The sequence below is a fragment of the Streptomyces peucetius genome (assembly GCF_025854275.1).
In the GTDB taxonomy this organism is placed as follows: domain Bacteria; phylum Actinomycetota; class Actinomycetes; order Streptomycetales; family Streptomycetaceae; genus Streptomyces; species Streptomyces peucetius_A.
The window spans coordinates 3,591,748-3,616,686 of the sequence record NZ_CP107567.1; the positions used below are offsets into that span (position 1 = coordinate 3,591,748).

Sequence of the window (24,939 nt, forward strand, 5' to 3'; positions counted from 1 at the left end):
GCCCTCCGATCACAACCGCGTGCCGGGCACCCGAGAGGCGGGGCGGCGCGGAGCTCGGCCTTGCATCCATGTACATGGAGGGGCACACTGAGGCACAGATTATGTACAGGATGGAGTCCACATGGCTCTGACCCACATCGACATCGACGACGAGGCCCTGGAGACCGCCAAGCGTCTGGGAGGCCACCGCACCAAGACCGCTGCCGTCGCGAAGGCGCTGGAGGAGTACAACAAGCGCCTGTTGCGCGCCGCCGCGTACAAGAAGTATTTCGAGATCGCCCAGGACTGGGACATCGAGGCCGCCGAAGCCGCCCACAAGGCCGACAAGGAGACCTTCGGCCGGTGAACGTCTATCTGCTCGACTCGTCAGCCCTGTGGCGCATGCTGCGCGAAAGGTCCCTGCACACGACATGGCAGGACACTGTCCTGGAGGGCGACGTTCGTTCCTGCTATCCGCAGCGCGTGGAGTTCCTGCGCTCGGCGCGGGACGCGAAGGAGTACGAGGCGTACAGCGCGATGTTCGCCGAACTGTACGACGACGTCCCCGTGCCGAAGAGCGCCGCGCACTGGGTCGGGGGCCTCCAGACACGAGCCGCCCCGCACGGAGCGCACCACGCGCTCTCGGCGGTCGATCTCCAGATCTGCTCGACTGCTGCCCACCACGGATTGATCGTCCTGCACGACGACCGGGACTTCGTGACCGCAGCACGTTTCGCGGTCGAGTTGCAGCAGCACAACGTGCACGACGGCCCGCGCTGAGCGGCTCACCCGCGCAGCGTCACCCCGTACCGCGTCCGGAGGCGGGTGAGCTCCCACCACGCGATGGCCGTCACCGACGCCGGGCCGCCGATGACCGCGCAGATCTGGACGGCCGGCGGGCCCGGCGGCATGCCCGCCGTGGTCAGGTTGACGACCGCCAGCTCCCACACCAGGACGCCGGTGAGCAGAGCCGGAAGCGCCGCGTGCACCTCGGCCGTGCTGAACGCGGTACGGACGGCGGTTGTGGAGGCGAAGACGACGAAGAACAGCACCCACAGCACCGGAAGCAGCAGCGCGAGCGTGACCAGCGGGCTGAGGGGGCTGCTCGCGTAGCTCTCGCTGAGCAGCATCACGCCCGCGAACAGCAGCGGCACGGCCGTGAAGGCGCCGAAGTACCAGAGCACCGAGCGGACCGCGGGCCGCAGGCGGGCCCGCATGCCCGGCCGCGCGGCGGGCGGCGCGAGCCGGAACAGGACGAGCAGCACGAACGGGGTGGTGAGGAGCAGCAGCCACGGGGTGATCGCGAGCCGGAAGAAGTACTGCTCCTGCACCTCGTTCCAGTCCGCCTCCGTGCCGTAGGCGACCAGGATCAGGAACGACGCGCCCAGCGCGCCCCACGCCCGGGCTTTCTGCACGCGCCACACCTCGGGGTCGTGATAGCGGCGGATGCTGTGCGCGGGGAACTTCCGCCGGGCCTGCCGACGGGCGGACCGGGCCAGCGGATAGCCGATCAGCACAGCCAGCGCGGGCCACACGCAGCACATACCGAGCGCCAGAAGGCACCCCGGCACCCGCCGCAGCTCATGGAGCAGCTCTCGCAGCGGGGGCCACTCGTCCTCGCGGAACCGCTGCCACAGCGTCGGGCGCGGCCCGTACGGCCGGTACGGTAACGGCGGCCCCGGATACGGCCCCGGCTGCGGCGGTACGCCCGGCCGAGGCGGCGGCCCTGGCTGCGGCTGCCCGGTCCGCCGGTACGGATTCTGTCCCCCGAACGTCACGCCTGCGTCCCTCCTGGAGTGGTCGGACGATCATTCCAGGAAGGCGAACTGCCGTGCAGCACAGCCCACATGGCGTCACGGCAGCCGCGCCTGCGCGTTCACCTCCCGCACTCGGGCCCGCAGCAGCTCGCCCGGCGTCGCCGGCCGCACGGCCCCGGGCGGGCAGTCCCACTCCTTGCCCCCACCCGGCGGCCGCAGCTGTACGTACGTACCGACCCGGCCCATCACCCGCGCCACCCGCCCGTCCCGGACGTCGACGACGTACCCGGCATCGCCGTGCGCGCTCACTTCTCCAGCCCTTGCAGCACGGCCGCCAGCCGCAGCGCCGTGTCCAGGTTGCAGCGCCCCAGTTCGATCAGCGGATACGGCGCCTCGCTAGCCAGCGACACCACATCGACCCGCAGCGACGGCAACGTCACCGACACCACCCCCAGCCCCGTCCTGAGCCGGTCCACCACCTCCTCGGCCGCCTTCAACCGCTCGGCCGATCGCACCACCGTCATGTTCTCCGCACCTCCAGTACGCAGTGTTCCGATTCATCACCCAGCGTGTACGGATGCTGGCTAGCCTGGGAAGAGACGGCGGCCCAACAACGCGACCTGTCGATCAGGGAGTTGCACCATGCCCGGACCCAAGGACCTCGACCCGTCGACCTCACCACGCGCACTGCTCGGCGCGGAGCTGCGCCACGCCCGTATAAAGGCCGGTCTCACACAGGACGAGCTGGGCGAACCCCTGTTCGTCAGCGGTTCGTACATCGGCCAGATGGAAGCCGGCACCCGCCGCATCCTCCCCGAGCACGCGGCCCGCCTCGACGAGGCCCTGGGCACGGACGACTTCTTCACCCGCAACTGCGAGGTGTCCAACAAGTCCCGCTACCCGGACCACTTCGCCGAGGCGGCGGAGGCGGAAGCGACGGCGGAGACCATCAAGGAGTACGCGCCGCTGCTCGTCCCCGGCCTGCTCCAGACGGAGGCGTACGCACGAGCGGTGTTCCGTGCCTACCAGCCGACGGCGACGGACGAGGTCATCGCCGAACTCGTGGAGGCGAGGCTCGACCGCGCCCACCTGCTGGCCGATCCAACAACGCCGTTGTTGTGGGCCGTGCTCGACGAGGCCGTGTTACGGAGGGAGGTGGGCGGCCCGGCGGTGATGGCCGGGGCACTGCGCCATGTGGCAGGCCTGGCGCGGCGGCACCGGATCATCGTGCAGGTCCTGCCGTTCGCGGCGGGCGCGCACGCGTCGATGAACGGCGCTCTCAGACTGATGTCCTTCCCGGACGCACCCCCGCTCGCCTACCTCGAAGTCCTTGCAACGGGCCAGTTGGAGGACGATCCGGCCACGGTCGCCCGATACCAACTGTCCTACGATCTGGTCAGGGCCAGCGCACTGTCGCCGGAATCGTCCTTGGCCCTGATCGAGTCAGTGGCGGAGGATTACGCGCATGAAGACGAGCAGCCATGAGTACGACCTGACCACGGCCGTCTGGCACAAGTCCAGCTACAGCGACGGCAGCGGCGGCAACTGCCTGGAGGTCGCCACCTGGCGCAAGTCGACCTACAGCGGTGGCGAGGGCGGCAACTGCCTCGAAGTCGCGGACGGCCACCCCGACGTCGTCCCCGTCCGTGACTCCAAGAACCCCGACGGCCCCCATCTCGCCTTCCCGGCCGTCGCCTGGTCGGCCTTCGTCGCCGACCTCAAGCAGGGCTGAGGCAGCAGTCCCGGAGCTCAAGTCCCGAGATTCGAGCGCTCTTCACAGTGATGTGGGGGGTGGGTCCTGTTGAACCCACCCACCCTCCCTGTCGAGTTGACATCACGCGACCGACTTGCCACGCAGCGTCATCACGCTCCAGCGTTCCGATAAACGAACAACCCCCGCCAGGTGCTACCAACACCTGCGGGGGTCTGACCATCACGATCGAAAGAGCCTCGATCCATGGCTGACTGCCAGCTTAGTGCTGCCCCGCATCCCCTCGCCAACCCCGGCTACGGCAAACGAACCGTGTCGGGCCAAACGCCGCTCACCGCTGACGACTTCGCACATCTGCCCAAGCGTGAGGCGGCCGTCGCCGCGTACATCGACCGGCTGGCCGACAACAGCGACATCTCCGTGAAGACGCTGGCCAAGTTCACCCCGTACGGCCAGTGGGCCATCTCCAAGGCGCTCAACCACCTGATCCGGGCCGGTCATCTGCGGCGCGGGCTCGAAGCGATCAACTCCGAGTCGGGCAGCACCCTGTGGGTAACACGCACATGATGGTCCCGTACGGCACACGACGACGCGTGGTGGGCGGCCTTCCAGCGCGGTGACGTGCCGGTGGAACCGGTGGAGAAGCGCCGACCGACCCGCTCGCGGGCGTACGTCCTGCTCGCCGCGCTGGGGCGGGCGAACCCGATGATGTCGCTGTCCCACACCGAGTGCCTGGCGCTCGTGCCGCTGGTGGACGAGTGGTTCGCGCGCGTCGCGACCGAGCGGCAGCTGCTGCACGCGCTCACCGACGGGCTGCCCGTCCCGGTCCACCACGCCGCCGCGCTCGCCCGCCGCCGCCTCACCGACAAGCTCCCGTCGGAGCCGGTCCCGCTGCCGCCGCCCCACCGCATCCTCGAATGCGGCAAGTGCGGGGCGCCCGGCCGGGCGGACGCGCTCGTGGACGGCGTATGCGCCCGCTGCCGAGGCGGCGACACGGCCCCGCCACCCACTCTCCCGGCGGCCCGCGTCCACGCCCACGCGGCCCAGGCCCGCGCGGCGGCGACCCGCCCGCCCGAGACGACAAGGACACAGCCATGACCGTGCCGCTCACCCGGCCCCGCCACGGGGGACGATGGAGGGGAGGAGGCGACGCCATGACCCGCATCAGCGCCGAGAACCCCGAGATGTCCGTCGAGGACTTCGAGGAACTGGCACGCACTGCCCCTGAGGGCGTAAAGCTCGAGTACATCGCAGGAAAGTTGAGGGTCAAGCCCGTGCCGGACCAGCTTCACAGGGCAATGGTCATGTGGCTACTGACACAGTGCATGCAGCAACGGCCTGACCTGCTTCTTTACCCCGAACAGGACCTGCGGCTGGAGGGCTACCGCCGGGGGCGCGCCATCGCGGACGGCGCGCTGGCTCCGATCGACCACTTTGTGGCGCATGAGGCCATGTGGCCGAACCCGGAGGGCGTCCTCATGACCGTCGAGGTCACCTCACACGACGGCGACACCCACAATCGCGACCGGATCGAGAAGCGCGACGGCTACGCGGCCGCCGGGATTCCCGTCTATCTCCTCATCGATCGGGACACAAACTCGCTTCTCGTTCACAGCGAGCCCAGGAACGGCACGTACCACCTCGCCCGGACCTACTCCTACGGCGAGACCGTCCGGCTCCCCTCTCCCGTCGACATCACCCTCGAAACGGAGAGGCTCAAGGACTACACCCAGGCGTAAACTCGGCCGCATGAGCCGACGACGACATTGATCCACCGCCTCTGGTCCAGGAACGGGCTGTCGCGGGCCGCCGCGCGGGTGAGCACCCGGCGTCCCCTGTCCGTCCCAGCCAAGGACCACACGCATGCTCACCGCTTCGTCGTGCCCACCCGGGCCGAACGGCCCGCTCGATCCCCGCGTCCGCAGACTTGAGCGACGGCTCTACGCCTACGCGGGACTTGAGGACTTCGTCCTCCTCTACCCCCTCTACGCCCTGCTCTTCGCCGAGCACGGTCTGACCACCGCCGAGATCTCGTCCCTGTTCGCCATCTGGTGCGTCGTCGGCCTGCTGGTCGAGGTGCCGTCCGGTGTGTGGGCCGACGTCGTGTCCCGCCGGGCCGTGATGGTCGTCGGCCCGGTGCTGACCGCCTGCGGGTTCGCGCTGTGGGCGCTGACCCCGTCGTACGCCGCCTACGCCGCCGGGTTCACGCTCTGGGCGATCGGCGGTTCACTGCGCTCGGGCTCGATGGAGGCCCTCGTCCACGACGAGCTGGAACGGCTCGGCGCGGCCGACCGCTACGGGCGGGTCATGGGCCGGGCGGCGGCCGTCAGCATGGCCGCGACCGCCACGGCGACCGCCGCCGCCACGCCCGCGCTCGCCTTCGGCGGCGACACCCTGGTGTGGGCGGGCAGCATCGCCGCGTGCCTGCTGTGCGCGGCGGTCGGCGCGACGCTCCCCGAGCACCGGGCAGCCGCCCACCCTCGCGCGAAGGCCGAACTCCCGGGGTACGTCGCCACCTTGCGGGACGGCCTCACCGAGGTACGTGGCAGCCGGCCCGTCCGCCGGGCCATGGTGCTCGCCGTGGTGATCACCTCGGTGTGGGGCGTGCTGGACGAGTACGTGCCGCTGCTGGCCGCGTCCACGGGCGTGGCGACCGAGACCGTACCGCTGCTGGTGCTGGTGGTGTGGGTCGGTGTGACGCTCGGCTCGCTGCTGGTCACGGCCGGCGAACGGCTCGCGGACCGTACGGTGGCCGCGCTGGTCGCGGCAGCCGCCGCCGCACTGGCCGCGGGCGCGCTCTCCGGCGTGCCTGCCGGATTCGTGCTGCTCGGTGCCGCGTTCGGCACCTTCCAGCTCGCGGACGTCCTGGCGGACGTACGGCTCCAGTCGGCGATCACCGGCCGAAGCCGGGCGACGATCACCTCGCTGACCGGTCTGGGCACCAACATCGTCTCCCTGCTGGCGTACGGCGCCTACGCGGCGCTGTCCCCGTTCGTCTCGCACGGTGCCGTCTTCGCCCTGCTGGCGCTGCCGTACCTGCTGGTGGCCGCCGCGCTGGGCCGGGCGCGGCGACCGGCCCAGGCGCCGGCCGGTCAGGAGACGCAGTAGCGGTCCCCCTCGGGCCGGCCTTCGGACCGCCCTTCAGGCCGGTCTTCTGCCCTGAGCTCTCGTCACTCCTCGGTGGCGCGCCCCGCCTTGGCCGGCGGCACGGCGATCAGGCGGGCGAAGCTCTCCGGGCGACCCCGTTCGCCGATCAGTTCACCGTCCGCCTCGACCCATGCGTGCGCGGCGAACGGCGGTGCCGCCCGTACGCCGACGCACCAGGTGGGCCACACGCCCTGGAGACGGCAGAGCAGCGCGATGGAGACCGAGCGCGGCAGGCACGAACGCAGGCCGTTGAGGCTGAGGCTGGCCGCCAGCACCGAGGCCCGGGCGCCGTGCGCCTGGGTGCTGTTCGCGGCGGCGGCCCCCCGGCTGAGGCGGGTCAGTACGCGGGTCAGCAGATGAGGTCTGAGGAGAACCAGCAGCCGGGCGGTGCAGATGGCCAGCCGGGTGAGGAGCCGCAGCCGCAGCGGCCGTCTGGTCCGGTTGCGCTCCAGGGCGACGGTGATGCTCACTCCTGCACCACCCCGGCGGAGCGCATGGCCGCGATCAGGGCCCGCACGTCGTCCGCCGCGCGCTCCGTGTCCACCTCGAAGTGGTCGGTGACGCGCCGGACGGCGTCATCGGTGTCGCCGCCGTCCAGCAGCGCCCGGGCGGCGGTGGCGGCGCTGGGGTTCATCTGCCAGTACTCGCCGGTCTTGGTGTCCAGCAGGACCGCACCGTATTCGGTCTCGGTGACGGTCAGATACGGGCGGTTGCGCAGCTTCATCGCATTCCTTCCTTCCGGCCGGGCACGTCAGGCGACTGCGCGCAGCCATGCTTCGCAGATGATGGTGGAGTCCACGGCGCCGTCCTTGAGGGCGGGCGTGCCGGGTGTCTCCGTCAGCCGGGCGAGCGCGCCGGCGTCGATGAGCCCGGCCTTGGCCAGGTCGCTGTCCTCCCACAGCGACCGGACCTCGTCGCGGTGCCGGTAGAGACCGCCGACCGCGTCGACGGTGCCTTCGAACTTGGTGGCGCGTGCCCGGCACTCCTCGGGCAGCACGCCGCGTACCGCTTCCTTGAGCACGGGCTTGAACTGCCAGGGGTCGGTCCGGTCCTCGGGGCGTACCGACAGTGCGGCGTCGACCACCGCGTCGTCGAAGTACGGCATGGTGACGGGAACGCCCGCCCGGCGTCCGGCCTCGGCGATCGCCGCGCACTCCTGCGTACCGGAGTAGAGGGCCGACAGCTCCCGGTGGCGGCCGAGCGTGGGTGCGTACGGCTCGGCCTGCGAGGCGGCCTCCCGCAGCCCGGCGGTCACCAGGTCCCGGCATTCGGGGGTGAGCCACGGCTGGACCACGGGCGGGGCGATCCAGGCCAGTTGCGGGGTGCAGAAGCCGAGGTCGCCGGGTGTGCTCAGGTCGATCCCGGCGACCGCGCGGCGGTAGGAGCGCCGGTCGGCGAGCTGGCGCAGCACGGGGCGCCAGCGCCATCCGTAGAGGGTGCGGTAGCCGCGGACCCGCTGCCAGGCCAGCAGCGGGCGGCGGGTGATCAGGTCGTGGCAGTAGGCGCCGGTCTGGAAGAACAGATGGTCGCCGCCGTGTCCGGTCATGTGCAGCCGGGAGCCGCGCTCCGCCATCAGGGAGATCACGGCGGTGGCGCGGTCGCGGCTCATGGCGACACCGGCGGGGATGTCGGTGCGGCAGCCGTCGTCGAGGATGCCGCGGTAGAACAGCGGGGTCTGCTCCGGCGTCAGTTCCACGTGCTCGACGTGCGGCCAGTGCGCGGCGGCGAGACGGGCGTAGTGGGCGTCGTCGCTGATCGACTCGTCCCCGGGGATGCCGCCGACGATCAGTTCGCCCGCGCCGAGTTGTCCGGCGGCGAAGGCGCACAGCGAGGTGGAGTCCATCCCGCCGGACAGGTCCGCGCTCAGCAGGCCGTCCCGCTGTGTGCGGACGGCGACGGCGGCGGCCAGCGCCTCGCGTACGTCGGCCGCGCCTTCGGCCGACGAGCGCTCGGGGGCGGGCGGGGTGTGCCAGCGGACGTGCCGGGGCGGGGTGCCTTCGCCGGTGGCGAGTAGGGCGAATCCGGGGGCGACGTCGGTCACGCCGTGCCACATGGGGCGCGGGGGCAGCTGCACGGCCAGTGGTTCGGGCAGCCGCAGGGCCACGGAGGTGAGGTCGATCTCGGCGCCGGCCAGCTCCGCCAGCGCCACGGCACGGTCGCCGGCCACCGGGCAGCCGTTCACGACGGTGTGGTGCACGCGGCGCATGCCGTAGGCCGTGCCCTGCACGTACAGGGTGCCGCCGACGCTGCCCACCACGTGGAAGCTGCCGGGGATCGCCGCGGAAAGGGCCTCGAGCCGTCCGGCCCTGCCCCGCAGCCTTCCGGTCCACCGGGGCAGTTCGTCGGTCCGTCGCGGCAGCATGCCGATCAGCGCGACGGCGTCCGTGCCGGCCCGGGCGACGGCGATGTCCTCGTCGGCCCAGGCGCCGATGATCCAGGGGCGGCCGGAGGGATGGTGCAGCACCCGCAGTCCGGGTGCCGCGGCCTGGAGGCGACGGGCCACGGCGCCCGCGTCCTCGCGGTCAGGAAGCGCAAAGAAGTGCGGTGCGCCGTGGCTCGTCATCACGGGTTCCTCCGGGAGTCCGTCAGAACCAGCCGCGTCCGGTGCCGTCGTTGCCGAAGATCACCACGAAGCCGGTGACATCGCGGAAGGTGCCGGCGGAAACGAACTCCGGGGTCTCGTAAGCAGCCTTCTTCGCCATCGTTCAGGTCCTTTCTCTTGATGGGATCGGAATGGATCCGTAGGGATCTGGGGGGTGACCCGCATGGATCCGTTGGATCGATCGAACGATCGGCAGAAGCCTTGCCGCCCTGGGCGTGGCCGGGCGAGGGCGCTGACCGCTTGGTGCCGGTCCCGGGAACGTGCTTGGCAGGTCCGGCCGGACCACGCATGACCGGCCGGGGTGAACCACGTCACATCGGCCGCCCCGGTGCCGCCTGTCCGGGCCCGGAAACGCCCGAGGGCGGCACCCCCTTGAAGGGGTGCCGCCCTCGGCCCTGCGGTCGGGTCCGGTCCGGGAGGGACCAGAGGTCCGTGTCACTGCCCGCCGTGCGACTTGGCGAGCCGCTGCGCGTCGTCGGCGTCCGTGCCCGCCGGTTCCCAGCACTCCACGCCCTTCAGGCCGGGGATGCGGTCCCGGGTGAAGACGGGGTCCAGTCCGGCACGGCGCTGGGCGGTGTAGTCGTCCATCAGCCGGAAGGCGATCGCCGACAGCGGCAGGATCGCGATCAGGTTGACGAGGACCATCGCGCCCATCGTGATGTCCGCGAGGCTCCACACGACGCTGACCGAGCCCATCGCTCCGAGCACGGCACAGGCGAGGACGACCGCCCGGTAGCCGGTCATCGCCGACGCGCTGCCGGTGATGAAGCGGATGTTGGACTCGCCGTAGTAGTAGTTACCGATCATGGAGCTGAAGGCGACCATGAAGACGACCAGCGTCAGGATGTGTCCGGCCCAGTCGCCGAGGGCCACGTTGAGGGCGGACTGGGTGACGTCCGCGCCGCCGCGCTCGCCCAGGGTCGGGTTGGCGCTGAGGATGATGAACGCGGTCATGCTGCAGACGACCAGCGTGTCGAAGTAGACGCCGAGGGTCTGCACCAGGCCCTGCTTGACCGGGTGCGTGGTGTCCGCGGAAGCGGCGGCGTTGGGCGCGGAGCCCATGCCGGCCTCGTTGGAGAACATGCCGCGCCGCACGCCCTGGAGGATCGCCGTGCCGACCGCGCCGCCCGCGACCTCGCGGAAGCCGAACGCGCCGCCGATGATGTCGGCGATCATGCCGGGCACCGCGGTGATGTTGAACAGGACGACCACGAGGCCGAGCAGCAGGTAGATGCCCGCCATCACCGGGATCAGCACCTTGGTGACCGCGGTGAGGCGCTTCACGCCGAAGAACACGGCCAGCGCGAGCAGCACGGCCAGCACGACGCCGAGCACCGGGGCGAACCAGCTGGAGTCCGTACCGCCCATGGAGCCCTCGACGGCCACCGTGATGGTGTTGGACTGCACTGCGGTGAGAACGAACCCGAAGGTCAGAGTGATGAGCACGGCGAACAGCACACCGAGCCAGCGCTTTCCGAGGGCGCGCTCCATGTAGTAGGCCGGGCCTCCGTGGTACGTGCCGGGCTCCTTGCCGCGCGCCTTGTACAGCTGGGCGAGGGCGGACTCGACGAACGCCGAGGCGCCGCCGACGAGGGCCATCATCCACATCCAGAAGACCGCGCCGGGCCCGCCCATGGTGATGGCGGTGGCCACACCGGCGATGTTGCCGGTGCCGATGCGGGCGGCCGCCGAGATGGTGAAGGCCCCGAAGGGGGAGACGCCGTCCGTCGACTTGTCCTTGAAGACCCGGAACATGTCCGGGATCATCCGCAGCTGGACCGCCCTGGAGCGGAAGGTGAACCAGAGGCCGGCCACGGCCACCAGCGGGATCAGCAGATAGGTCCAGAAGACATCATTGATGTCGACGATCCAGGTGTTGAGGGTGCTCATGATGAGATGCGTCCCGGGTCTTTGTGAGTCGGGGCTCGGCTCGGGCTGCGATGCGTACGGGTCGCGTACAGCTGGTGCCCTCGGCCGCGGAAGCATTCTTCCGTTCAAAGCTCTGCAGAGCTAACCAGGGCCTTGTCCCGCTGAAAAGACATTCCGGTCGTGCGGCATCTCACACTCTGTACCGGTTTCTCCCGCAGAAAACCGCCCTGGAGCGGCAACGCCCGAGGGCGGCACCCCCTGGGAGTGGGGTGCCGCCCTCGGTCAAGGACGGTTGATCGACAGAAGTCGATCAGAAGTCCATGTCACCGCCCGGCATGCCGCCCGGAGCGGCCGCGGAGGCCTTCTCCGGCTTGTCGGCGATGACGGCCTCGGTGGTGAGGAACAGCGCCGCGATGGAGGCCGCGTTCTGCAGAGCGGAACGGGTGACCTTCGCGGGGTCGATGATGCCCTCGGCGATCATGTCGACGTACTCACCGGTCGCGGCGTTCAGGCCGTGGCCGACGGGCAGGTTGCGCACCTTCTCGACGATGACGCCACCCTCGAGACCACCGTTGACGGCGATCTGCTTGAGCGGGGCCTCCAGCGCGAGCTTCACGGCGTTGGCGCCGGTCGCCTCGTCACCCTGGAGCTCGAGCTTCTCGAAGACCGAGGAAGCCTGCAGCAGCGCCACGCCACCACCGGCGACGATGCCCTCCTCGACGGCCGCCTTCGCGTTGCGAACGGCGTCCTCGATGCGGTGCTTGCGCTCCTTGAGCTCGACCTCGGTCGCGGCACCGGCCTTGATGACGGCCACGCCGCCGGCCAGCTTCGCCAGACGCTCCTGGAGCTTCTCGCGGTCGTAGTCCGAGTCGCTGTTCTCAATCTCGGCACGGATCTGGTTGACGCGACCCTGGACCTGGTCGCTGTCACCGGCACCGTCGACGATCGTGGTCTCGTCCTTGGTGATGACGACCTTGCGGGCGCGGCCCAGCAGGTCCAGGCCGGCGTTCTCGAGCTTGAGACCGACCTCCTCGGAGATGACCGTGCCGCCCGTGAGGATGGCGATGTCGTTCAGCATGGCCTTGCGGCGGTCGCCGAAGCCCGGGGCCTTGACCGCGACGGACTTGAAGGTGCCGCGGATCTTGTTGACGACCAGGGTCGACAGGGCCTCGCCCTCGACGTCCTCGGCGATGATCAGCAGCGGCTTGCCCGACTGCATGACCTTCTCCAGCAGCGGAAGGAGGTCCTTCACGTTGCCGACCTTGGAGTTGACGATCAGGATGTACGGGTCGTCCAGGGACGCCTCCATACGCTCCATGTCGGTGGCGAAGTACGCCGAGATGTAGCCCTTGTCGAAGCGCATGCCCTCGGTGAGCTCGAGCTCCAGACCGAAGGTCTGGGACTCCTCGACGGTGATGACGCCTTCCTTGCCGACCTTGTCCATGGCCTCGGCGATGAGCTCGCCGATCTGGACGTCGGCGGCGGAGATGGAGGCGGTGGAGGCGATCTGCTCCTTGGTCTCCACGTCCTTGGCCTGCTCGAGCAGGGCACCGGAGACGGCCTCGACGGCCCGCTCGATACCGCGCTTCAGAGCCATCGGGTTGGCGCCGGCGGCCACGTTGCGCAGGCCCTCACGGACGAGCGCCTGGGCGAGGACGGTCGCCGTGGTCGTACCGTCACCGGCGACGTCGTCCGTCTTCTTGGCGACTTCCTTGACCAGCTCGGCGCCGATCTTCTCGTACGGGTCCTCGAGCTCGATCTCCTTGGCGATGGAAACACCATCGTTGGTGATCGTGGGGGCGCCCCACTTCTTCTCGAGGACGACGTTGCGACCCTTGGGGCCAAGGGTGACCTTGACGGCGTCGGCGAGCTGGTTCATCCCGCGCTCGAGACCGCGCCGTGCCTCCTCGTCGAACGCGATGATCTTGGCCATGTGAAGTGGTCCTCCCGGACTGGGGTGGATTGCTTCGGATCGCATCCGGCGCCCGCGACGGACGGCCTGCGCGCCGCGTGGTTCCTTGCCCCACCCGGCCCGCGGGCCTCACCGACCCGATCCAAGTTCTGTCACTCTCACTGGGAGAGTGCTAACGCCAATGATTAGCACTCGACCCCCGAGAGTGCAAGCGGCTCCGAAGAAGCCTCCCTGAGGAGTGGCGGTCGGGTGACGGGAGGGCGCAAGCGGCTTCGAGGGAACGCGAGGCGGCGCCTGGGAGGCGGCCGACGCCGGATCGCGCCGGGAGGCGACCGGAGAGACGGACGGGCGCGCCCGGGCACGCGTGAGGGGCCCGCATCCCGGTGACCGGGAGGCGAGCCCCTCATGCGTGAGTGCGTCGGTGGCCGATCGCGCCTGGATCAGACGGCGAGCTTGACCATGTCCGCCTGCGGACCCTTCTGGCCCTGCGAGATCTCGAATTCGACTCGCTGACCTTCTTCAAGGGTGCGGTAACCGTCCATCTGGATCGCGCTGTAGTGGACGAAAACATCCGCACCACCGTCGACCGCGATGAAGCCGTACCCCTTCTCCGCGTTGAACCACTTGACGGTGCCCTGAGCCATGCCTAACTCCCCTATTACTGGCCCTTGCGCAGGACCGCACTTCGCGGACCCGGGTCAGATCTCCACCCCAGCAGGAGGGGTGTGCGCCGGAACGCGTCGACCGCGGCTGAATGTATCTGCCCAACTGCCCTCTGCAACAGGTCAATCGGACGAGAATTCTGGGCAGGACCGAACGACCGATCCCTACGATTCCATAGAATTCCGGGGCAAGTCGGGCCCGGCAAATGACGCCTAAGTGGCAATTCGATCACGCAGTTTGGCCGCATTCTTGCGGAACTCGAAGGCATTCACGAGCGGCCGGCGGAGGGGGCTTCCCAGACTCTACCGCGCTCAACCATGCAGAATTGCCCCCTCCGCTTCTCGGCGGAGAGGGCAATCTCTGTAACTACGAGTAAATCTTTGGGGTTGGATCAGCCGCCGGCGACCGCGGGAATGATCGACACGCCCGCGCCCTCCGGCGTGGCCGTCTCCAGGCCCTGCTCGAACCGCACGTCGTCGTCGTTGACGTACACGTTGACGAACCGGCGCAGCTTGCCCTGGTCGTCCAGAACGCGGGCCGCGATACCGGTGTGGTTCTTCTCGAGGTCCGCGATGACCTCGGCGAGGGTCGCGCCCTCCGCCGGGACCTCGGCCTGGCCGCCCGTGTACGTACGGAGGATGGTGGGGATGCGGACGTTGACGCTCATGTGTGCAGCCTTCCTTGGGTCTCGGATCTCAGGGATCTCAACGGGCCAGGCCGGCGTCGCGGAACGCGTCCAGGCTCGGGCGGATGACGGCGGTCGCCTGTGAGGTCTCCGCGACCGCGTCGAGGGTCTTGAGGCCGTCGCCGGTGTTGAGGACGACGGTGGTGAGCGCCGGGTCGAGCACGCCCGTCTCGATGAGCTTCTTCGTCACACCCACCGTCACACCGCCCGCCGTCTCGGCGAAGATGCCCTCGGTACGGGCCAGCAGCTTGATCGCGTCGACGACCTGCTCGTCGTTCACGTCCTCCACCGCGCCGCCGGTGCGGCGGGCGATGTCCAGCACGTACGGGCCGTCGGCCGGGTTGCCGATGGCCAGCGATTTGGCGATGGTGTTCGGCTTCTGCGGGCGCACGACGTCATGACCGGCCTTGAACGCGGCAGAGACCGGCGAGCAGCCCTCCGCCTGGGCGCCGAAGATCTTGTAGGGCCTGTCCTCGACGAGACCGAGCTTGATCAGCTCCTGCAGGCCCTTGTCGATCTTCGTGAGCTGCGAGCCCGACGCGATCGGGACGACGAGCTGGTCGGGCAGCCGCCAGCCGAGCTGCTCGCAGATCTCGTACGCCAGGGTCTTGGAGCCCTCCGCGTAGTACGGGCGGAGGTTGACGTTGACGAAGCCCCAGCCCTCGCCCAGGGGGTCGCCGATGAGCTCGGAGCAGAAGCGGTTCACGTCGTCGTAGTTGCCCTCGATACCGACGAGCTCGCCGCCGTACACCGCGGCCATGACGACCTTGCCCTGCTCCAGGTCGTGCGGGATGAACACGCAGGAGCGGAAACCGGCCCGCGCGGCGGCGGCGCCGACCGCACCCGCGAGGTTGCCGGTGGAGGAGCAGGACAGGGTGGTGAAGCCGAAGGCGCGGGCGGCCTCGAGGGCCTGGGCGACGACGCGGTCCTTGAAGGAGTGCGTCGGGTTGCCGGAGTCGTCCTTGATGTACAGACCGCCGGTGACGCCCAGTTCACGCGCGAGGTTGTCGGCCTTGACGAGGTGGGTCCAGCCCGGGTTCAGGTTCGGCTTGTCCGCCACGTCGGCGGGGACGGGCAGCAGCGGGGCGTAGCGCCAGATGTTGGCCGGGCCGGCTTCGATCTGCTTCCGCAGCTCTTCGGGGCTGCCGCTCGGCAGGTCGTAGGCGACTTCGAGCGGCCCGAAACACTCCGCGCAGGCGAAAATGGGGCCGAGTTCGAAACGCTGTCCGCATTCGCGGCACGCGAGGGCGGCGGCGGGGCCGAGGTCCACGGAAGCGGATCCGGTGGAGGCGGTGGCGGAGGTGCTGGCGCTGGTGTTTGCGACGGTCTGCGCAGCCATGATGGCGAGGCCCTTTCTCCTCATCTTCCTCGTGACGCATTTCGCCACAAGACGGAATTGGCACCTTCCCCACCGTGACCTCGCGGTCGGCGGGAGGGTTGCCGGGGCTTCAACGGGCCGTTCCCTCTGCCCCTCTGGATGAGCGGTATGGCTCCGGACGTGCGGTCCGGGCGTTTGTGTGCTTGGACCCCCGAGATGCGAGGGTCGTTCGCGTTGCTCAAGACTGTAACCGAAGCCCCGGACGGTTGAGATAGTCGTCCGAACCGCGAGATGGATCACACGACCACAGTTCACCGACTGTTCGTCGACTGCCAAGGGAGACGCGAAGTGCTCGATGAGGTGGCCCGCTGGCTGAGCCGGCGCTCCTGGTCCGCGTCCGACCGCTCCCTCGACCGGCTGATATCCGCCAAGGTCAGACAGGGAACGACGGTCAGTGCCGTCCTTCCCGCGCTGAACGAGGAGGCGACGGTCGGCGACATCGTCACGATCATCCGCCGAGAGCTGATGGAGAACGTCCCGCTCGTCGACGAGCTGGTCGTGATCGACTCCGCCTCCAGCGACCGCACGTCCGAGGTGGCCGCGGCCGCGGGGGCCCGGGTGGTGCACCGCGACTCGATCCTGCCCGGCCTGCCCGCCGTGGCCGGCAAGGGCGAGGTGCTGTGGCGGTCGCTGATGGTGACCGGCGGCGACATCGTCTGCTTCTGCGACTCGGACCTGCGCGACTTCTCGCCCGACTTCGTCTCCGGCATCGTCGGACCGCTGCTGACCGAGCCGGAGGTCCAGTTCGTCAAGGCGATGTACGACCGCCCCCTCGGCGGCGGCGCCGCACCCGGCCCCGACGGTGTCCCCGCCCAGGGCGGCCGGGTGACCGAGCTGGTGGCGCGGCCGCTGCTCAATCTGCACTGGCCGCAGCTCGCCGGATTCGTCCAGCCGCTCGGCGGCGAGTACGCGGCACGCCGCTCGCTGCTGGAACGGCTCCCGTTCCCGGTCGGGTACGGCGTGGAGCTGGGACTGCTGATCGACTCGCTGAACCTGGTCGGCCTCGACGCGTTGGCCCAGGTCGACGTCGGCACCCGCAAGCACCGCCATCAGGACGGACAGGCGCTCGGCAGAATGGCCGCGACGATCTACCGCACGGCGCAACTCCGGTTGTCCCGGCCGCACTTGGTACGGCCGTCGATCACCCAGTTCGATCGGGTGGGGAACGGCTTCGCCCCGCGGACCTACCGGGTGGACACCGAGGAGCGGCCGCCGATGCTCGAGATCGGTGAGTACGCGGCGCGTCGCGCGGCATAAGCAGGACCTGCCGGTCATTTTGCCTACATTTCCGATGTATGGCATTCATCGGATTTCTTGCTCCGCCGCGCGGCAGGCACCGCAGGCCCACGCCCTCCGGCGCGCACGAGCGGCTGACCCGGTTGCTCGGCGTGCTCGCCGTCACGACTGCCGCGACACTCGGTCCGGCCGGGCCGGCGACGGCGTCGCAGCAGGTGGAAATGGCCCGCACCGGCACCACGGCGGAACAGCTGTGGCTCCTGGGCGGCATCACACTGAGCCTGACAGCGGCGGGCCTCGTCGCCCTCGCCGCCACCCGCCACCGCCGCGACCGCCGCGACCCCTGAGTCCGCCGCCCGGTCTGCCGCCGCGGCCGCCGACACCCCTGGGCCGGAACGGTCGCCACGGCCGCCGACACCCCCACCGGAACGGTCGCCGCGCCGGTCGCCGCGCCCCGAAGACTCCGCGGTGGTGATCTTGTGCTCGGCCACCGGGACTCCTACGGTGGCCGGGATGCCAGGGGGGGCGATCGAGGGATCGAGAGGCATAACGGGGGGATGGGGATGGTGGGGCCGGGTTTCGACCGCCAGTTTCATCAGGGCCGGCGCGGCCGCGTTCCGCGGCCGGCAACACTTCCTCTTTCCACGACCACCGGACGTGACACCACGGCCGGAAGTGTCGTGCGTCCCGTCCCACGGGGCTCTCGAAGCCCCCTGGCGAAGCGGCACACAGGCCGCTTCCGACCCGGGAAGGACGGACAGAGAAAGCCACCATGCTGAGACAACACAGACACACCCGTGCAGCCACGACGGCCGCGGTCACGCTCGCCGCCGTCGCGGCGGGCGCGCTGGGCGCCGCCCCCGCGCAGGCGGTGGTCGGCACTCCGGTCGCGAACGGTCAACTCACGTTCGCCGCACAGATCGACGTCGGGGGCGAGCGCGGCTGCTCCGGTGTCCTGGTGGACCCGCAGTGGGTCCTCACCGCCGCCTCCTGCTTCGCCGCGAACCCGGCGGACACCTCCGACGTCGTGGCCGGCGCGCCGTCACTGAAGACGGTCGTCACCGTGGGCCGCACCGACCTGAACGCCACGGGCGGGCACGTCAGCGAGGTCGCCGAGCTGATCCCGCGTACGGACCGCGACCTGGTGATGGCCCGTCTCGCCACTGCCGCCACCGGTGTCGCCCCGATCGCGCTCGCCACCGGTGAACCCGCCGCGGGTGAGCGGCTGCGGGTGGCCGGCTTCGGCCGCACCGCCGACCAGTGGGTGCCCGACCGTCTGCGCAGCGGCACGTACACCGTCTCCTCCGTGACGGACACCTCGCTGAACCTCGCGGCGGACGAGGGTTCGAGCATCTGCATGGGCGACACCGGCGGCCCGGCGTTCCGTGAGCGGAACGGGGCCTTCGAGTTGGTCGCCCTCAACAGCCGGTCCTGGCAAGGCGGCTGCTTCGCTTCCAAGGAGACCCGCACCGGGGCCGTGGACACCCGGGTGGACGACATCAACCCCTGGATCCAGCAGGTCCGTTCCCTGCCGCAGGGGAGCACTCCGCTGGCCGGTGACTTCGACGGCGACGGCAAGGCGGACTTCGGTGCGATGACCGGCTACGCCAGGACGCCGGACGGCCGGAACCACACCGCGCTGTGGAACCTGGTCAGCGACGGCAGCGGCCTCGCGGAGCCGCGGACCGCCTGGGACAGCGGAACCGGCAGCTGGAACCGGGACTCCACCAAGCCGGTCACCGGCGACTTCAACGGCGACGGCAAGACCGACGTGGCGGCCTTGTACGACTACGGCAGGAGCGCGGACGGCCGCAACCGGACTGGCCTGTGGACCTTCCTGGGCAACGGCAGCGGCTTCGCCGCCCCCACCAAGGTCTGGGAGAGCGGAGCAACGAGCTGGAGCTGGGACGCCGGCAAGCCCGTGGCCGGTGACTTCAACGGCGACGGCAGGACCGACCTCGGCGTCCTGTACCGCTACGCCCAGACCTCCGACGGCCGCAACCACACCGGCCTGTGGACCTTCCTCAGCAACGGCACCGGCTTCGCCGCCCCCACCAAGGTCTGGGACAGCGGAGCCGGCAGCTGGAACTGGGACGCCGGCAAGCCCGTGGCCGGCGACTTCAACGGCGACGGCAGGACCGACCTCGGCGTCCTGTACCGCTACGCCCAGACCTCCGACGGCCGCAACCACACCGGCCTGTGGACCTTCCTCAGCAACGGCACCGGCTTCGCCGCCCCCACCAAGGTCTGGGACAGCGGAACCGGCAGCTGGAACTGGGAGTCCAGCAAGCCCGTCGCCGGCGACTTCAACGGCGACGGCAAGGCCGACGTCGCGGTCTTCTACGACTACGGCAGGAGCGCGGAGGGCCTCAACCGGACCGGCCTGTGGAGCTTCCTGAGCAACGGCCCCGGCTTCGCCGCCCCCGCCAGGGTCTGGGACAGCACCACCAGCTGGAGCTGGGACGCCACCGACCCGGTCGCCGCTGACTTCACCGGCGACGGCAAGGCGGACCTGGGTGTGCTCTACCGGTACTCCCCGACCGCGGACGGCAGGAACCGGATCGGCGTCTGGTCGTTCACGAGCAACGGCCCGGGCTTCGCCGCCCCGGTGCGGCACTGGGACAGCAGGCTCTAGCTGTACTCGGCCGGCACCTGCGGGGACCGCCTTGGTCCCCGGGCCGCACCCGGGTACCGCCCGGCGGAGGAGGGTGCGGCGGCACGGCCGGAAGCGTCACGGCCGGAAGTCGCCGCACCCTCGCGGATCGGGACGTACGCACGTTTGAGGGGCAGCGGTACGGGCTAGGTTTCGGCACATGGTCTCCGACGCAGCCCAGATTCTCGTCGCGTCCAACCGCGGCCCCGTCTCGTACGCGCTGAACGACAACGGAGAGCTCGACGCCCGCCGCGGTGGAGGAGGTCTCGTCTCCGGCCTGTCGGCCATCGGCTCGAACGCCCGGTCGACATGGGTGTGCGCAGCCCTCGGCGACGGTGACCGCGAGGCCGTGCGACGCGGCGTCGGGGAACCGGGCGTACGGATGCTCGACATCCCCGCGGCCGTCCACCACGACGCGTACAACGGCATCGCCAACTCGGTGCTGTGGTTCGTCCACCACATGCTGTACCAGACGCCCATGGAGCCCGTGTTCGGCCAGGAGTTTCGGCGGCAGTGGGGCGCGTACCGGCTCTACAACCGGGCGTTCGCGGAGGCGCTCGCCGCGGAGGCGGCCGACGACGCGGCGGTGCTGGTCCAGGACTACCACCTCGCGCTGGTGCCGGGGATGCTCCGGGAACTCCGCCCCGACCTGCGGATCGGGCACTTCTCGCACACCCCGTGGGCGCCCCCGGAGTACTTCGCGATGCTCCCCGGCGACGTCGCGGAGGAGCTGCTGCTCGGGATGCTCGGCGCGGACCGGCTCGGGTTCCTGACCAAGCGCTGGCTGCGCGCGTTCCAGGGCTGCGCCGCGAGCGTACTGGCGCCGTACGACGGGACGTCGGTGTGGCCGAAGGACAACGAGCCGGCGTTCGAGTTCCGGATCGAGGGCCGCGGGCGCCACCGGACCCGGCTCGGGGTGCACGGGCTCGGCGCCGACGGCGACTTCCTGCGCGAGCGTGCCGCGAAGCCCGACGTCGAGGAGCACCTGGCGGCCCTGCGCGCCCAGGTGGGCGAGGGCCGGCGGACGATCGTCCGCGTCGACCGTACGGAACTGTCCAAGAACATCGTGCGCGGCCTGCTGGCCTACCGGGAGCTGCTGGAGGAGCGCCCCGAGTGGCGCGAACGCGTCGTGCACATCGCGCTCGCCTACCCATCGCGCCAGGATCTCGCGGTCTACCGCGAATACACGGCCGAGGTCTCCCGCCTCGCCGAAGAGATCAACGCGCAGTACGGCACGGACGCCTGGACGCCCGTAGTCGTTCACGTGAAGGACGACTTCGCCCGCTCACTGGCCGCGTACCGAATGGCCGACGTGGCGCTGGTCAACCCGATCAGGGACGGTATGAACCTGGTCGCCAAGGAGGTCCCCGTCGTCACCGACCTCGGCTGCGCCCTGGTGCTGTCGCGGGAGGCAGGCGCCCACGAGGAGCTCGCCCACGACGCCATCACCGTCAACCCGTACGACGTGAGCGGCACCGCGGCCGCGCTGCACGAGGCACTGACGATGTCCGCGGACGAGCGGGCCGACCGGTCCAAGCGGCTGGCGGCGGCAGCGACCGCGCTGCCGCCGCGGCAGTGGTTCCTCGACCAGTTGGACGCGCTGCGCGAGAGCGCCTAGAGGCGCCGCGCCAGGGCCGCCAGGAAGTCCGACAGCTGCGCCGGGCCCGGCAGCAACAGGTCCGCGCGCTCGGCGAGTTCGGTGACCTCGCTGCCGCTGCACACCAGCAGCCCGGACAGGCCGTCGGAGCGGAGCTTGTCGACGGCGGCGTACGCGGCGAGATCGCCGAGGTCGTCCCCGGCGTACAGCACGACCTCCGCGCCGACCTCGCGTACGTACTCGGACAGGGCCACGCCCTTGTCCACGCCCGGCGGGCGCAGTTCCAGGACCATGCGCCCCGGCTCCAGGATCAGGCCGTGCCGGGAGGCGAGCGCCGCCAGGGGCTCGCGCAGGGCGTCGAAGGCGGCCTGCGGGTCCGCGGCGCGGCGGGTGTGCACCGCGACGGCACGGCCCTTCTCCTCGATCCAGGTGCCGTGCCAGGCGCCGATGCCGTCGAGGAAGCCGGGGAGTTCGGCGCGCGCGGCCGCGACCCCCGGGTCGGGGGCCGGCGCCCGTACGGAGCCGGTCACGGCGTCCCAGCGTTCCGCGCCGTAGTGGCCGAGGACGACGAGGCGGTCCAGGCCCTCGACACCGGCGAAGCCGCCGTACCGGACGGCGACCCCGGCCGGGCGGCCGGTGATCACCGCGACGGAGGCGACCTTCGGCGCGAGCGCGGCGAGCGCGGGGACGGCACGCTCATGGGCGCGCGCCTGCTCGGGGTCGGGCACGATCTCGGCGAGCGTGCCGTCGAAGTCGAGGGCGATCACGGCTCTGCCGGGCCGTTCGAGGAGTGCCGCGAGGCCATCCCGGCCTGCGGGGGTGGACGGCGTCGGCAGGGAGTCACTGGCGTCTGCATACGGGGAGCTGCCCATGCCTCCGACCCTAGCGGCGACTTCTCCTCGCGTCCCTCACACGACGAAGCCTGTTGACGGTGACCGGGTCGTGGGCGAGGGCGCGCGGGTCGTCGAGGAGGGCGTTGAGCAGCTGGTAGTAGCGGACCGGGGAGATGTCGAGCTGCTCCCTGATGGCCCGCTCCTTGGCCCCGGGGCCGCGCCAGGAACGCCGCTCCATGGCCAGAACGGCCCGGTCCCGCCCGGACAGCTCCTGATCGTCGGGGCGGTCGTCGTCAGGGCCGCCGGTGGCGCCGGTGGCGCCGGTGCGCTCGTCGTCAGATCCCTGGTCCTCGGTCATACGATCCAACATATCGGCGCCTTCTGACGTTCCGACCGCCCCTGTGGACAACGCCCCGGGGCCGCGCCTACTCCGCGGCTTCGGCCGCCCTGGCGTCCTGCGAGATCCGGCTCAGCGTGCGGGCGGGACTGCCGCCCGGTCCCACGGCCTCGCCGATGTTCTTCTTGATGTCCTCGCTCGCCGAGGCCCACGACGTCTTGCCCACCGGCGGCAGTACGGAACCCGGCAGCACCTCCAGGAACTCCTTGAGGTCCGCGTGCTCCTTGTCGTTCCTCATCGTCTCCTGTGCGGAGACCGTCACCGGCAACAGATCGTTCTGCCCGGCGAACTCCAGGACGTTCTGGTCGGTGAAGAGGAAGTTGAGGAAGGTACCGATCTCCTTGCGGTGACCGTTCTGCTTGAAGCCCATGATCCAGTCGGCGACACCCATCGCCGTCTCGGCCGGGCCGTCCTTGCCGGGCAGCGCCACCGTGCCGACGTCGATCCCCGTCTTCTTCGCAGCCTGCAGGAGCGACGGGTGGCCGTTGAGCATGCCGACCTCACCGCGCGTGAAGGCGGCGAAGGCGTCCTTGCGGTTGAGCTTGCCGGGGGCGATCGGGCCGGTGAGCTCCTCTTCGACCAGGTTCTCCTTCAGCCACTCGAAGGTCTTGATGTTCTGCGGGGAGTCGATCGCGTACCTGCCGAGCTCGTCGGTGTAACCACCACCGCCGCTGAGCAACCACATCATCGTCTCCGCCTGGGCCTCCTCGGGACCGAGCGGCAGAGCGAAGGGGTAGGCGACGTCGGTGTTCAGCTTCAGCTGCTCCGCGTCCTCCTTCAGCTCCTCCCACGTCTCGGGAGCGCTGGTGATCCCCGCGTCCTCGAACAGCTCCTTGTTGTAGAAGAGCAGCCGGGTGGAGGCGACGAACGGCAGACCGTAGAGCGTGCGCTTCATCTCGCCCGCCTCGGTGAGCGGGGGAAGGAAGTTGGAGTGGACGGGTATGGAGAGCATCTGGTCGGCGGAGTACAGCTTGCCGGCCGCCGCGTAGTCGGCATAGGCGCCGATCTGGGCGATGTCGGGGGCCTCACCGGCCTTGACCATCTCGGCGACCTTGCGGTCCACGTCGTTCCACGACTCGATCTGGACGTCGACGTCGATGCCGGGGTTCTCGGCCTCGAACGCGGCCGTCAGGTCGGCCCAGTACTTCTTGCTGCTCTCGCCGCCGGCGACGTCGTAGTCCGCGGCAACCAGCTTGAGGGTGACGTCGTCACCGGAGCCGCTGGTGGTGCCGCATCCCGCGAGCGACACCGTCATTCCGAGTGCGGCGACTGCCGCGGTCAGACCCAAGAAGCGCCGCTGCACAGCTCTTCCCCACCCTCTGCTACTCAATGTTTGTCCGTTTGATCCCAGTCGGTCCCCCGCGACGTCCTGTGAGACGGGGAGCGATCTTTCCCCATCCGGACTGCAAGGTCTACACCACTGTGGTCTCACTTTCACAACGCCCGCGCTCCACCGGGCGGCGGGCGGGGCGGCGTTGCCGCCGTGGCGCGGCGGCTGCTATGCACGTCACGTCATGGCCGCCGCCCCCGAGGAGCCTCGCCGCATGTCGCGTACCGCAGCAGAGATAGCCACGCAGCCCGCCTGCTGGCGCCGGGCGGCCGAGGCCGCCGCGGCTTTCGAGGGGCTGCCCCGGCCGGGCGAGCGGGTCGCCGTCACCGGCTGCGGGACGTCGTGGTTCATGGCGCTCGCGTACGCCGCGCTGCGGGAGGGGGCGGGGCTCGGCGAGACCGACGCGTTCGCCGCGTCGGAGTTCCCGGCGGGCCGTGTGTACGACCGGGTGGTCGCGATCACCCGGTCCGGTACGACGACCGAGGTCCTCGGCCTGCTCACCCGACTCAAGGACCGGGTGCCCACCCTCGCGCTGACCGCCGGCCCCGCGACGCCGGTCGTGGACGCGGCCGACGCGGTGGCGGTACTGGACTGGGCGGACGAGGAGTCGGTCGTCCAGACGCGCTTCGCGACGACGGCCCTCGCGTTCCTGCGGGCCGGGCTCGGGGAGCTGCCCGGCGTGAAGCCGGTCGCCGAGGCGGCGGTGGACGCGGAGCTCGCGCTCACCGAGCCCCTGCCGGAGGCGGTCGTCACCGCCGAGCAGTGGACGTTCCTGGGCCAGGGCTGGACGTACGGGCTGGCGCTCGAGGCCGGCCTGAAGATGCGGGAGGCGGCGGGTGCGTGGACGGAGGCGTACCCGGCGATGGAGTACCGCCACGGCCCGGTCGCGATCACCCGCCCGGGGCGGGTCACGTGGGTCCTCGGCGCGCTCCCGGAGGGCCTGGCGGGCGACGTGGCGCGGGCCGGCGGCACGCTTGTGGCCCGCCAGGACGCGGATCCGCTGGCGGACCTGATCCGCGCGCAGCGCCTCGCGGTGACCCTGGCGGAGTCCCAGGCCCTCGACCCGGACCACCCCCGCCACCTCACGCGCAGCGTGATCCTCCCCTGACCGACGCCCCCACGGGCGTGCACCGCTTCGCGGGGCTGCTCCCCACCCCGCCCCTTCCCGAAACGGGGCTCCACCCCGTCCC

At 70.6% G+C, this 24,939-nt stretch carries 26 protein-coding genes, 1 pseudogene and 1 riboswitch; of the genes and pseudogenes, 12 read left to right on the forward strand and 15 right to left on the reverse strand.

Annotation, left to right across the window (positions count from 1 at the left end; genetic code table 11):
• Positions 1-121 precede the first annotated feature (121 nt).
• Both OGH68_RS16340 and OGH68_RS16345 read left to right on the forward strand, forming a co-directional pair.
• On the forward strand, positions 122-346 hold the full coding sequence (locus tag OGH68_RS16340) for a type II toxin-antitoxin system VapB family antitoxin (RefSeq protein WP_264244748.1): 225 nt from the start codon (positions 122-124) through the stop codon (positions 344-346).
• A complete protein-coding gene (locus OGH68_RS16345) occupies positions 343-759 on the forward strand; it encodes a PIN domain-containing protein (RefSeq protein ID WP_264244749.1) in 417 nt (138 codons plus the stop codon). The genes OGH68_RS16340 and OGH68_RS16345 overlap by 4 nt, the downstream gene beginning before the upstream one ends.
• A 5-nt stretch (positions 760-764) precedes the next feature.
• On the opposite strand, the gene OGH68_RS16350 is transcribed toward OGH68_RS16345, so the two are convergent.
• The 3 genes from OGH68_RS16350 to OGH68_RS16360 form a co-directional block, all read right to left on the reverse strand.
• The gene (locus OGH68_RS16350; RefSeq protein ID WP_264244751.1) at positions 765-1,757 is read right to left on the reverse strand and encodes a hypothetical protein; all 993 of its coding nucleotides are present in this window, start codon (positions 1,755-1,757) and stop codon (positions 765-767) included.
• Positions 1,758-1,832: 75 nt separating this feature from the next.
• The gene (locus OGH68_RS16355; RefSeq protein WP_264250459.1) at positions 1,833-2,045 is read right to left on the reverse strand and encodes a hypothetical protein; all 213 of its coding nucleotides are present in this window, start codon (positions 2,043-2,045) and stop codon (positions 1,833-1,835) included.
• Complete coding sequence (locus tag OGH68_RS16360) at positions 2,042-2,260, reverse strand: hypothetical protein (protein WP_264244753.1); 219 nt, start codon at positions 2,258-2,260, stop codon at positions 2,042-2,044. The genes OGH68_RS16355 and OGH68_RS16360 overlap by 4 nt, the downstream gene beginning before the upstream one ends.
• A gap of 118 nt (positions 2,261-2,378) precedes the next feature.
• Here OGH68_RS16360 and OGH68_RS16365 point away from each other — a divergent pair, with 118 nt between their 5' ends.
• The 5 genes and pseudogenes from OGH68_RS16365 to OGH68_RS16385 all read left to right on the forward strand — a co-directional run bounded on the left by OGH68_RS16365 (position 2,379) and on the right by OGH68_RS16385 (position 6,555).
• Positions 2,379-3,221 (forward strand): helix-turn-helix domain-containing protein, encoded by an 843-nt coding sequence (locus tag OGH68_RS16365; RefSeq protein ID WP_264244754.1) that lies wholly within the window; start codon positions 2,379-2,381, stop codon positions 3,219-3,221.
• Positions 3,202-3,468 (forward strand): DUF397 domain-containing protein, encoded by a 267-nt coding sequence (locus tag OGH68_RS16370; RefSeq protein WP_264244756.1) that lies wholly within the window; start codon positions 3,202-3,204, stop codon positions 3,466-3,468. The genes OGH68_RS16365 and OGH68_RS16370 overlap by 20 nt, the downstream gene beginning before the upstream one ends.
• A 225-nt stretch (positions 3,469-3,693) precedes the next feature.
• Positions 3,694-4,545: pseudogene (locus tag OGH68_RS16375) on the forward strand (hypothetical protein).
• Positions 4,546-4,601: 56 nt separating this feature from the next.
• The gene (locus OGH68_RS16380) at positions 4,602-5,186 is read left to right on the forward strand and encodes a Uma2 family endonuclease (RefSeq protein ID WP_264244757.1); all 585 of its coding nucleotides are present in this window, start codon (positions 4,602-4,604) and stop codon (positions 5,184-5,186) included.
• Between the two features lie 124 nt (positions 5,187-5,310).
• Positions 5,311-6,555, forward strand: coding sequence for an MFS transporter (locus tag OGH68_RS16385; protein WP_264244758.1), 1,245 nt, complete (start codon positions 5,311-5,313; stop codon positions 6,553-6,555).
• A 62-nt stretch (positions 6,556-6,617) separates the two neighbouring features.
• Here OGH68_RS16385 and OGH68_RS16390 read toward each other — a convergent pair whose 3' ends face one another.
• The 9 genes from OGH68_RS16390 to thrC form a co-directional block, all read right to left on the reverse strand.
• Positions 6,618-7,064, reverse strand: a complete 447-nt coding sequence (locus tag OGH68_RS16390; protein ID WP_264244760.1) for a lasso peptide biosynthesis B2 protein — start codon at positions 7,062-7,064, stop codon at positions 6,618-6,620.
• A complete protein-coding gene (locus tag OGH68_RS16395; RefSeq protein WP_264244762.1) occupies positions 7,061-7,318 on the reverse strand; it encodes a lasso peptide biosynthesis PqqD family chaperone in 258 nt (85 codons plus the stop codon). The genes OGH68_RS16390 and OGH68_RS16395 overlap by 4 nt, the downstream gene beginning before the upstream one ends.
• A gap of 27 nt (positions 7,319-7,345) precedes the next feature.
• Complete coding sequence (locus OGH68_RS16400; protein WP_264244764.1) at positions 7,346-9,157, reverse strand: asparagine synthase-related protein; 1,812 nt, start codon at positions 9,155-9,157, stop codon at positions 7,346-7,348.
• A 22-nt stretch (positions 9,158-9,179) separates the two neighbouring features.
• Positions 9,180-9,296: a lasso RiPP family leader peptide-containing protein gene (locus OGH68_RS16405; RefSeq protein ID WP_264244765.1), complete on the reverse strand. Its 117-nt coding sequence runs from the start codon at positions 9,294-9,296 to the stop codon at positions 9,180-9,182.
• Between the two features lie 335 nt (positions 9,297-9,631).
• The gene (locus tag OGH68_RS16410) at positions 9,632-11,086 is read right to left on the reverse strand and encodes an alanine/glycine:cation symporter family protein (RefSeq protein WP_264244766.1); all 1,455 of its coding nucleotides are present in this window, start codon (positions 11,084-11,086) and stop codon (positions 9,632-9,634) included.
• Between the two features lie 289 nt (positions 11,087-11,375).
• On the reverse strand, positions 11,376-12,998 hold the full coding sequence (gene groL / locus OGH68_RS16415) for a chaperonin GroEL (RefSeq protein ID WP_264244767.1): 1,623 nt from the start codon (positions 12,996-12,998) through the stop codon (positions 11,376-11,378).
• 419 nt (positions 12,999-13,417) lie between these two features.
• Positions 13,418-13,621: a cold-shock protein gene (locus tag OGH68_RS16420; protein WP_005315736.1), complete on the reverse strand. Its 204-nt coding sequence runs from the start codon at positions 13,619-13,621 to the stop codon at positions 13,418-13,420.
• Between the two features lie 410 nt (positions 13,622-14,031).
• The gene (locus OGH68_RS16425; RefSeq protein ID WP_264244768.1) at positions 14,032-14,307 is read right to left on the reverse strand and encodes a MoaD/ThiS family protein; all 276 of its coding nucleotides are present in this window, start codon (positions 14,305-14,307) and stop codon (positions 14,032-14,034) included.
• Positions 14,308-14,344: 37 nt separating this feature from the next.
• A complete protein-coding gene (thrC, locus tag OGH68_RS16430; RefSeq protein WP_264244770.1) occupies positions 14,345-15,664 on the reverse strand; it encodes a threonine synthase in 1,320 nt (439 codons plus the stop codon).
• A gap of 17 nt (positions 15,665-15,681) precedes the next feature.
• A riboswitch (SAM riboswitch) is annotated at positions 15,682-15,809 on the reverse strand.
• Positions 15,810-15,991: 182 nt separating this feature from the next.
• Here thrC and OGH68_RS16435 point away from each other — a divergent pair.
• From OGH68_RS16435 to OGH68_RS16450, 4 genes are all read left to right on the forward strand, one after another.
• Entirely contained in the window at positions 15,992-16,960 is a 969-nt protein-coding gene (locus OGH68_RS16435) for a glucosyl-3-phosphoglycerate synthase (protein ID WP_264244772.1), read from the forward strand.
• Between the two features lie 38 nt (positions 16,961-16,998).
• Positions 16,999-17,286: a hypothetical protein gene (locus tag OGH68_RS16440; RefSeq protein ID WP_264244774.1), complete on the forward strand. Its 288-nt coding sequence runs from the start codon at positions 16,999-17,001 to the stop codon at positions 17,284-17,286.
• Positions 17,287-17,711: 425 nt separating this feature from the next.
• A complete protein-coding gene (locus OGH68_RS16445) occupies positions 17,712-19,574 on the forward strand; it encodes an FG-GAP-like repeat-containing protein (protein WP_264244775.1) in 1,863 nt (620 codons plus the stop codon).
• A gap of 178 nt (positions 19,575-19,752) precedes the next feature.
• Positions 19,753-21,210: an alpha,alpha-trehalose-phosphate synthase (UDP-forming) gene (locus OGH68_RS16450; RefSeq protein ID WP_264244778.1), complete on the forward strand. Its 1,458-nt coding sequence runs from the start codon at positions 19,753-19,755 to the stop codon at positions 21,208-21,210.
• Here OGH68_RS16450 and otsB read toward each other — a convergent pair.
• From otsB to OGH68_RS16465, 3 genes are all read right to left on the reverse strand, one after another.
• Positions 21,207-22,061, reverse strand: a complete 855-nt coding sequence (otsB, locus tag OGH68_RS16455) for a trehalose-phosphatase (protein ID WP_264244780.1) — start codon at positions 22,059-22,061, stop codon at positions 21,207-21,209. The two genes, OGH68_RS16450 and otsB, sit on opposite strands and share 4 nt — an antisense overlap.
• A 10-nt stretch (positions 22,062-22,071) precedes the next feature.
• Complete coding sequence (locus tag OGH68_RS16460) at positions 22,072-22,380, reverse strand: DUF3263 domain-containing protein (protein ID WP_264244782.1); 309 nt, start codon at positions 22,378-22,380, stop codon at positions 22,072-22,074.
• 67 nt (positions 22,381-22,447) lie between these two features.
• Positions 22,448-23,722: an extracellular solute-binding protein gene (locus OGH68_RS16465; RefSeq protein WP_264244784.1), complete on the reverse strand. Its 1,275-nt coding sequence runs from the start codon at positions 23,720-23,722 to the stop codon at positions 22,448-22,450.
• 241 nt (positions 23,723-23,963) lie between these two features.
• Between OGH68_RS16465 and OGH68_RS16470 the strand changes: the two genes are divergently transcribed.
• Positions 23,964-24,857, forward strand: coding sequence for an SIS domain-containing protein (locus OGH68_RS16470; RefSeq protein WP_264244786.1), 894 nt, complete (start codon positions 23,964-23,966; stop codon positions 24,855-24,857).
• The last annotated feature ends 82 nt before the right edge of the window (positions 24,858-24,939 follow it).

What these genes read in the sequence shown, in the direction of transcription:
- OGH68_RS16340 (WP_264244748.1), top strand. Translation starts at nt 122, where the DNA reads ATGGCTCTGACCCACATCGACATCGACGACGAGGCCCTGGAGACCGCC.
- OGH68_RS16360 (WP_264244753.1), bottom strand. Translation starts at nt 2,260, where the DNA reads ATGACGGTGGTGCGATCGGCCGAGCGGTTGAAGGCGGCCGAGGAGGTG.
- OGH68_RS16365 (WP_264244754.1), top strand. Translation starts at nt 2,379, where the DNA reads ATGCCCGGACCCAAGGACCTCGACCCGTCGACCTCACCACGCGCACTG.
- OGH68_RS16370 (WP_264244756.1), top strand. Translation starts at nt 3,202, where the DNA reads ATGAAGACGAGCAGCCATGAGTACGACCTGACCACGGCCGTCTGGCAC.
- OGH68_RS16380 (WP_264244757.1), top strand. Translation starts at nt 4,602, where the DNA reads ATGACCCGCATCAGCGCCGAGAACCCCGAGATGTCCGTCGAGGACTTC.
- OGH68_RS16385 (WP_264244758.1), top strand. Translation starts at nt 5,311, where the DNA reads ATGCTCACCGCTTCGTCGTGCCCACCCGGGCCGAACGGCCCGCTCGAT.
- OGH68_RS16395 (WP_264244762.1), bottom strand. Translation starts at nt 7,318, where the DNA reads ATGAAGCTGCGCAACCGCCCGTATCTGACCGTCACCGAGACCGAATAC.
- OGH68_RS16400 (WP_264244764.1), bottom strand. Translation starts at nt 9,157, where the DNA reads ATGACGAGCCACGGCGCACCGCACTTCTTTGCGCTTCCTGACCGCGAG.
- OGH68_RS16405 (WP_264244765.1), bottom strand. Translation starts at nt 9,296, where the DNA reads ATGGCGAAGAAGGCTGCTTACGAGACCCCGGAGTTCGTTTCCGCCGGC.
- OGH68_RS16410 (WP_264244766.1), bottom strand. Translation starts at nt 11,086, where the DNA reads ATGAGCACCCTCAACACCTGGATCGTCGACATCAATGATGTCTTCTGG.
- groL (WP_264244767.1), bottom strand. Translation starts at nt 12,998, where the DNA reads ATGGCCAAGATCATCGCGTTCGACGAGGAGGCACGGCGCGGTCTCGAG.
- OGH68_RS16420 (WP_005315736.1), bottom strand. Translation starts at nt 13,621, where the DNA reads ATGGCTCAGGGCACCGTCAAGTGGTTCAACGCGGAGAAGGGGTACGGC.
- OGH68_RS16425 (WP_264244768.1), bottom strand. Translation starts at nt 14,307, where the DNA reads ATGAGCGTCAACGTCCGCATCCCCACCATCCTCCGTACGTACACGGGC.
- thrC (WP_264244770.1), bottom strand. Translation starts at nt 15,664, where the DNA reads ATGGCTGCGCAGACCGTCGCAAACACCAGCGCCAGCACCTCCGCCACC.
- OGH68_RS16440 (WP_264244774.1), top strand. Translation starts at nt 16,999, where the DNA reads ATGGCATTCATCGGATTTCTTGCTCCGCCGCGCGGCAGGCACCGCAGG.
- OGH68_RS16445 (WP_264244775.1), top strand. Translation starts at nt 17,712, where the DNA reads ATGCTGAGACAACACAGACACACCCGTGCAGCCACGACGGCCGCGGTC.
- OGH68_RS16450 (WP_264244778.1), top strand. Translation starts at nt 19,753, where the DNA reads ATGGTCTCCGACGCAGCCCAGATTCTCGTCGCGTCCAACCGCGGCCCC.
- otsB (WP_264244780.1), bottom strand. Translation starts at nt 22,061, where the DNA reads ATGGGCAGCTCCCCGTATGCAGACGCCAGTGACTCCCTGCCGACGCCG.
- OGH68_RS16460 (WP_264244782.1), bottom strand. Translation starts at nt 22,380, where the DNA reads ATGACCGAGGACCAGGGATCTGACGACGAGCGCACCGGCGCCACCGGC.
- OGH68_RS16470 (WP_264244786.1), top strand. Translation starts at nt 23,964, where the DNA reads ATGTCGCGTACCGCAGCAGAGATAGCCACGCAGCCCGCCTGCTGGCGC.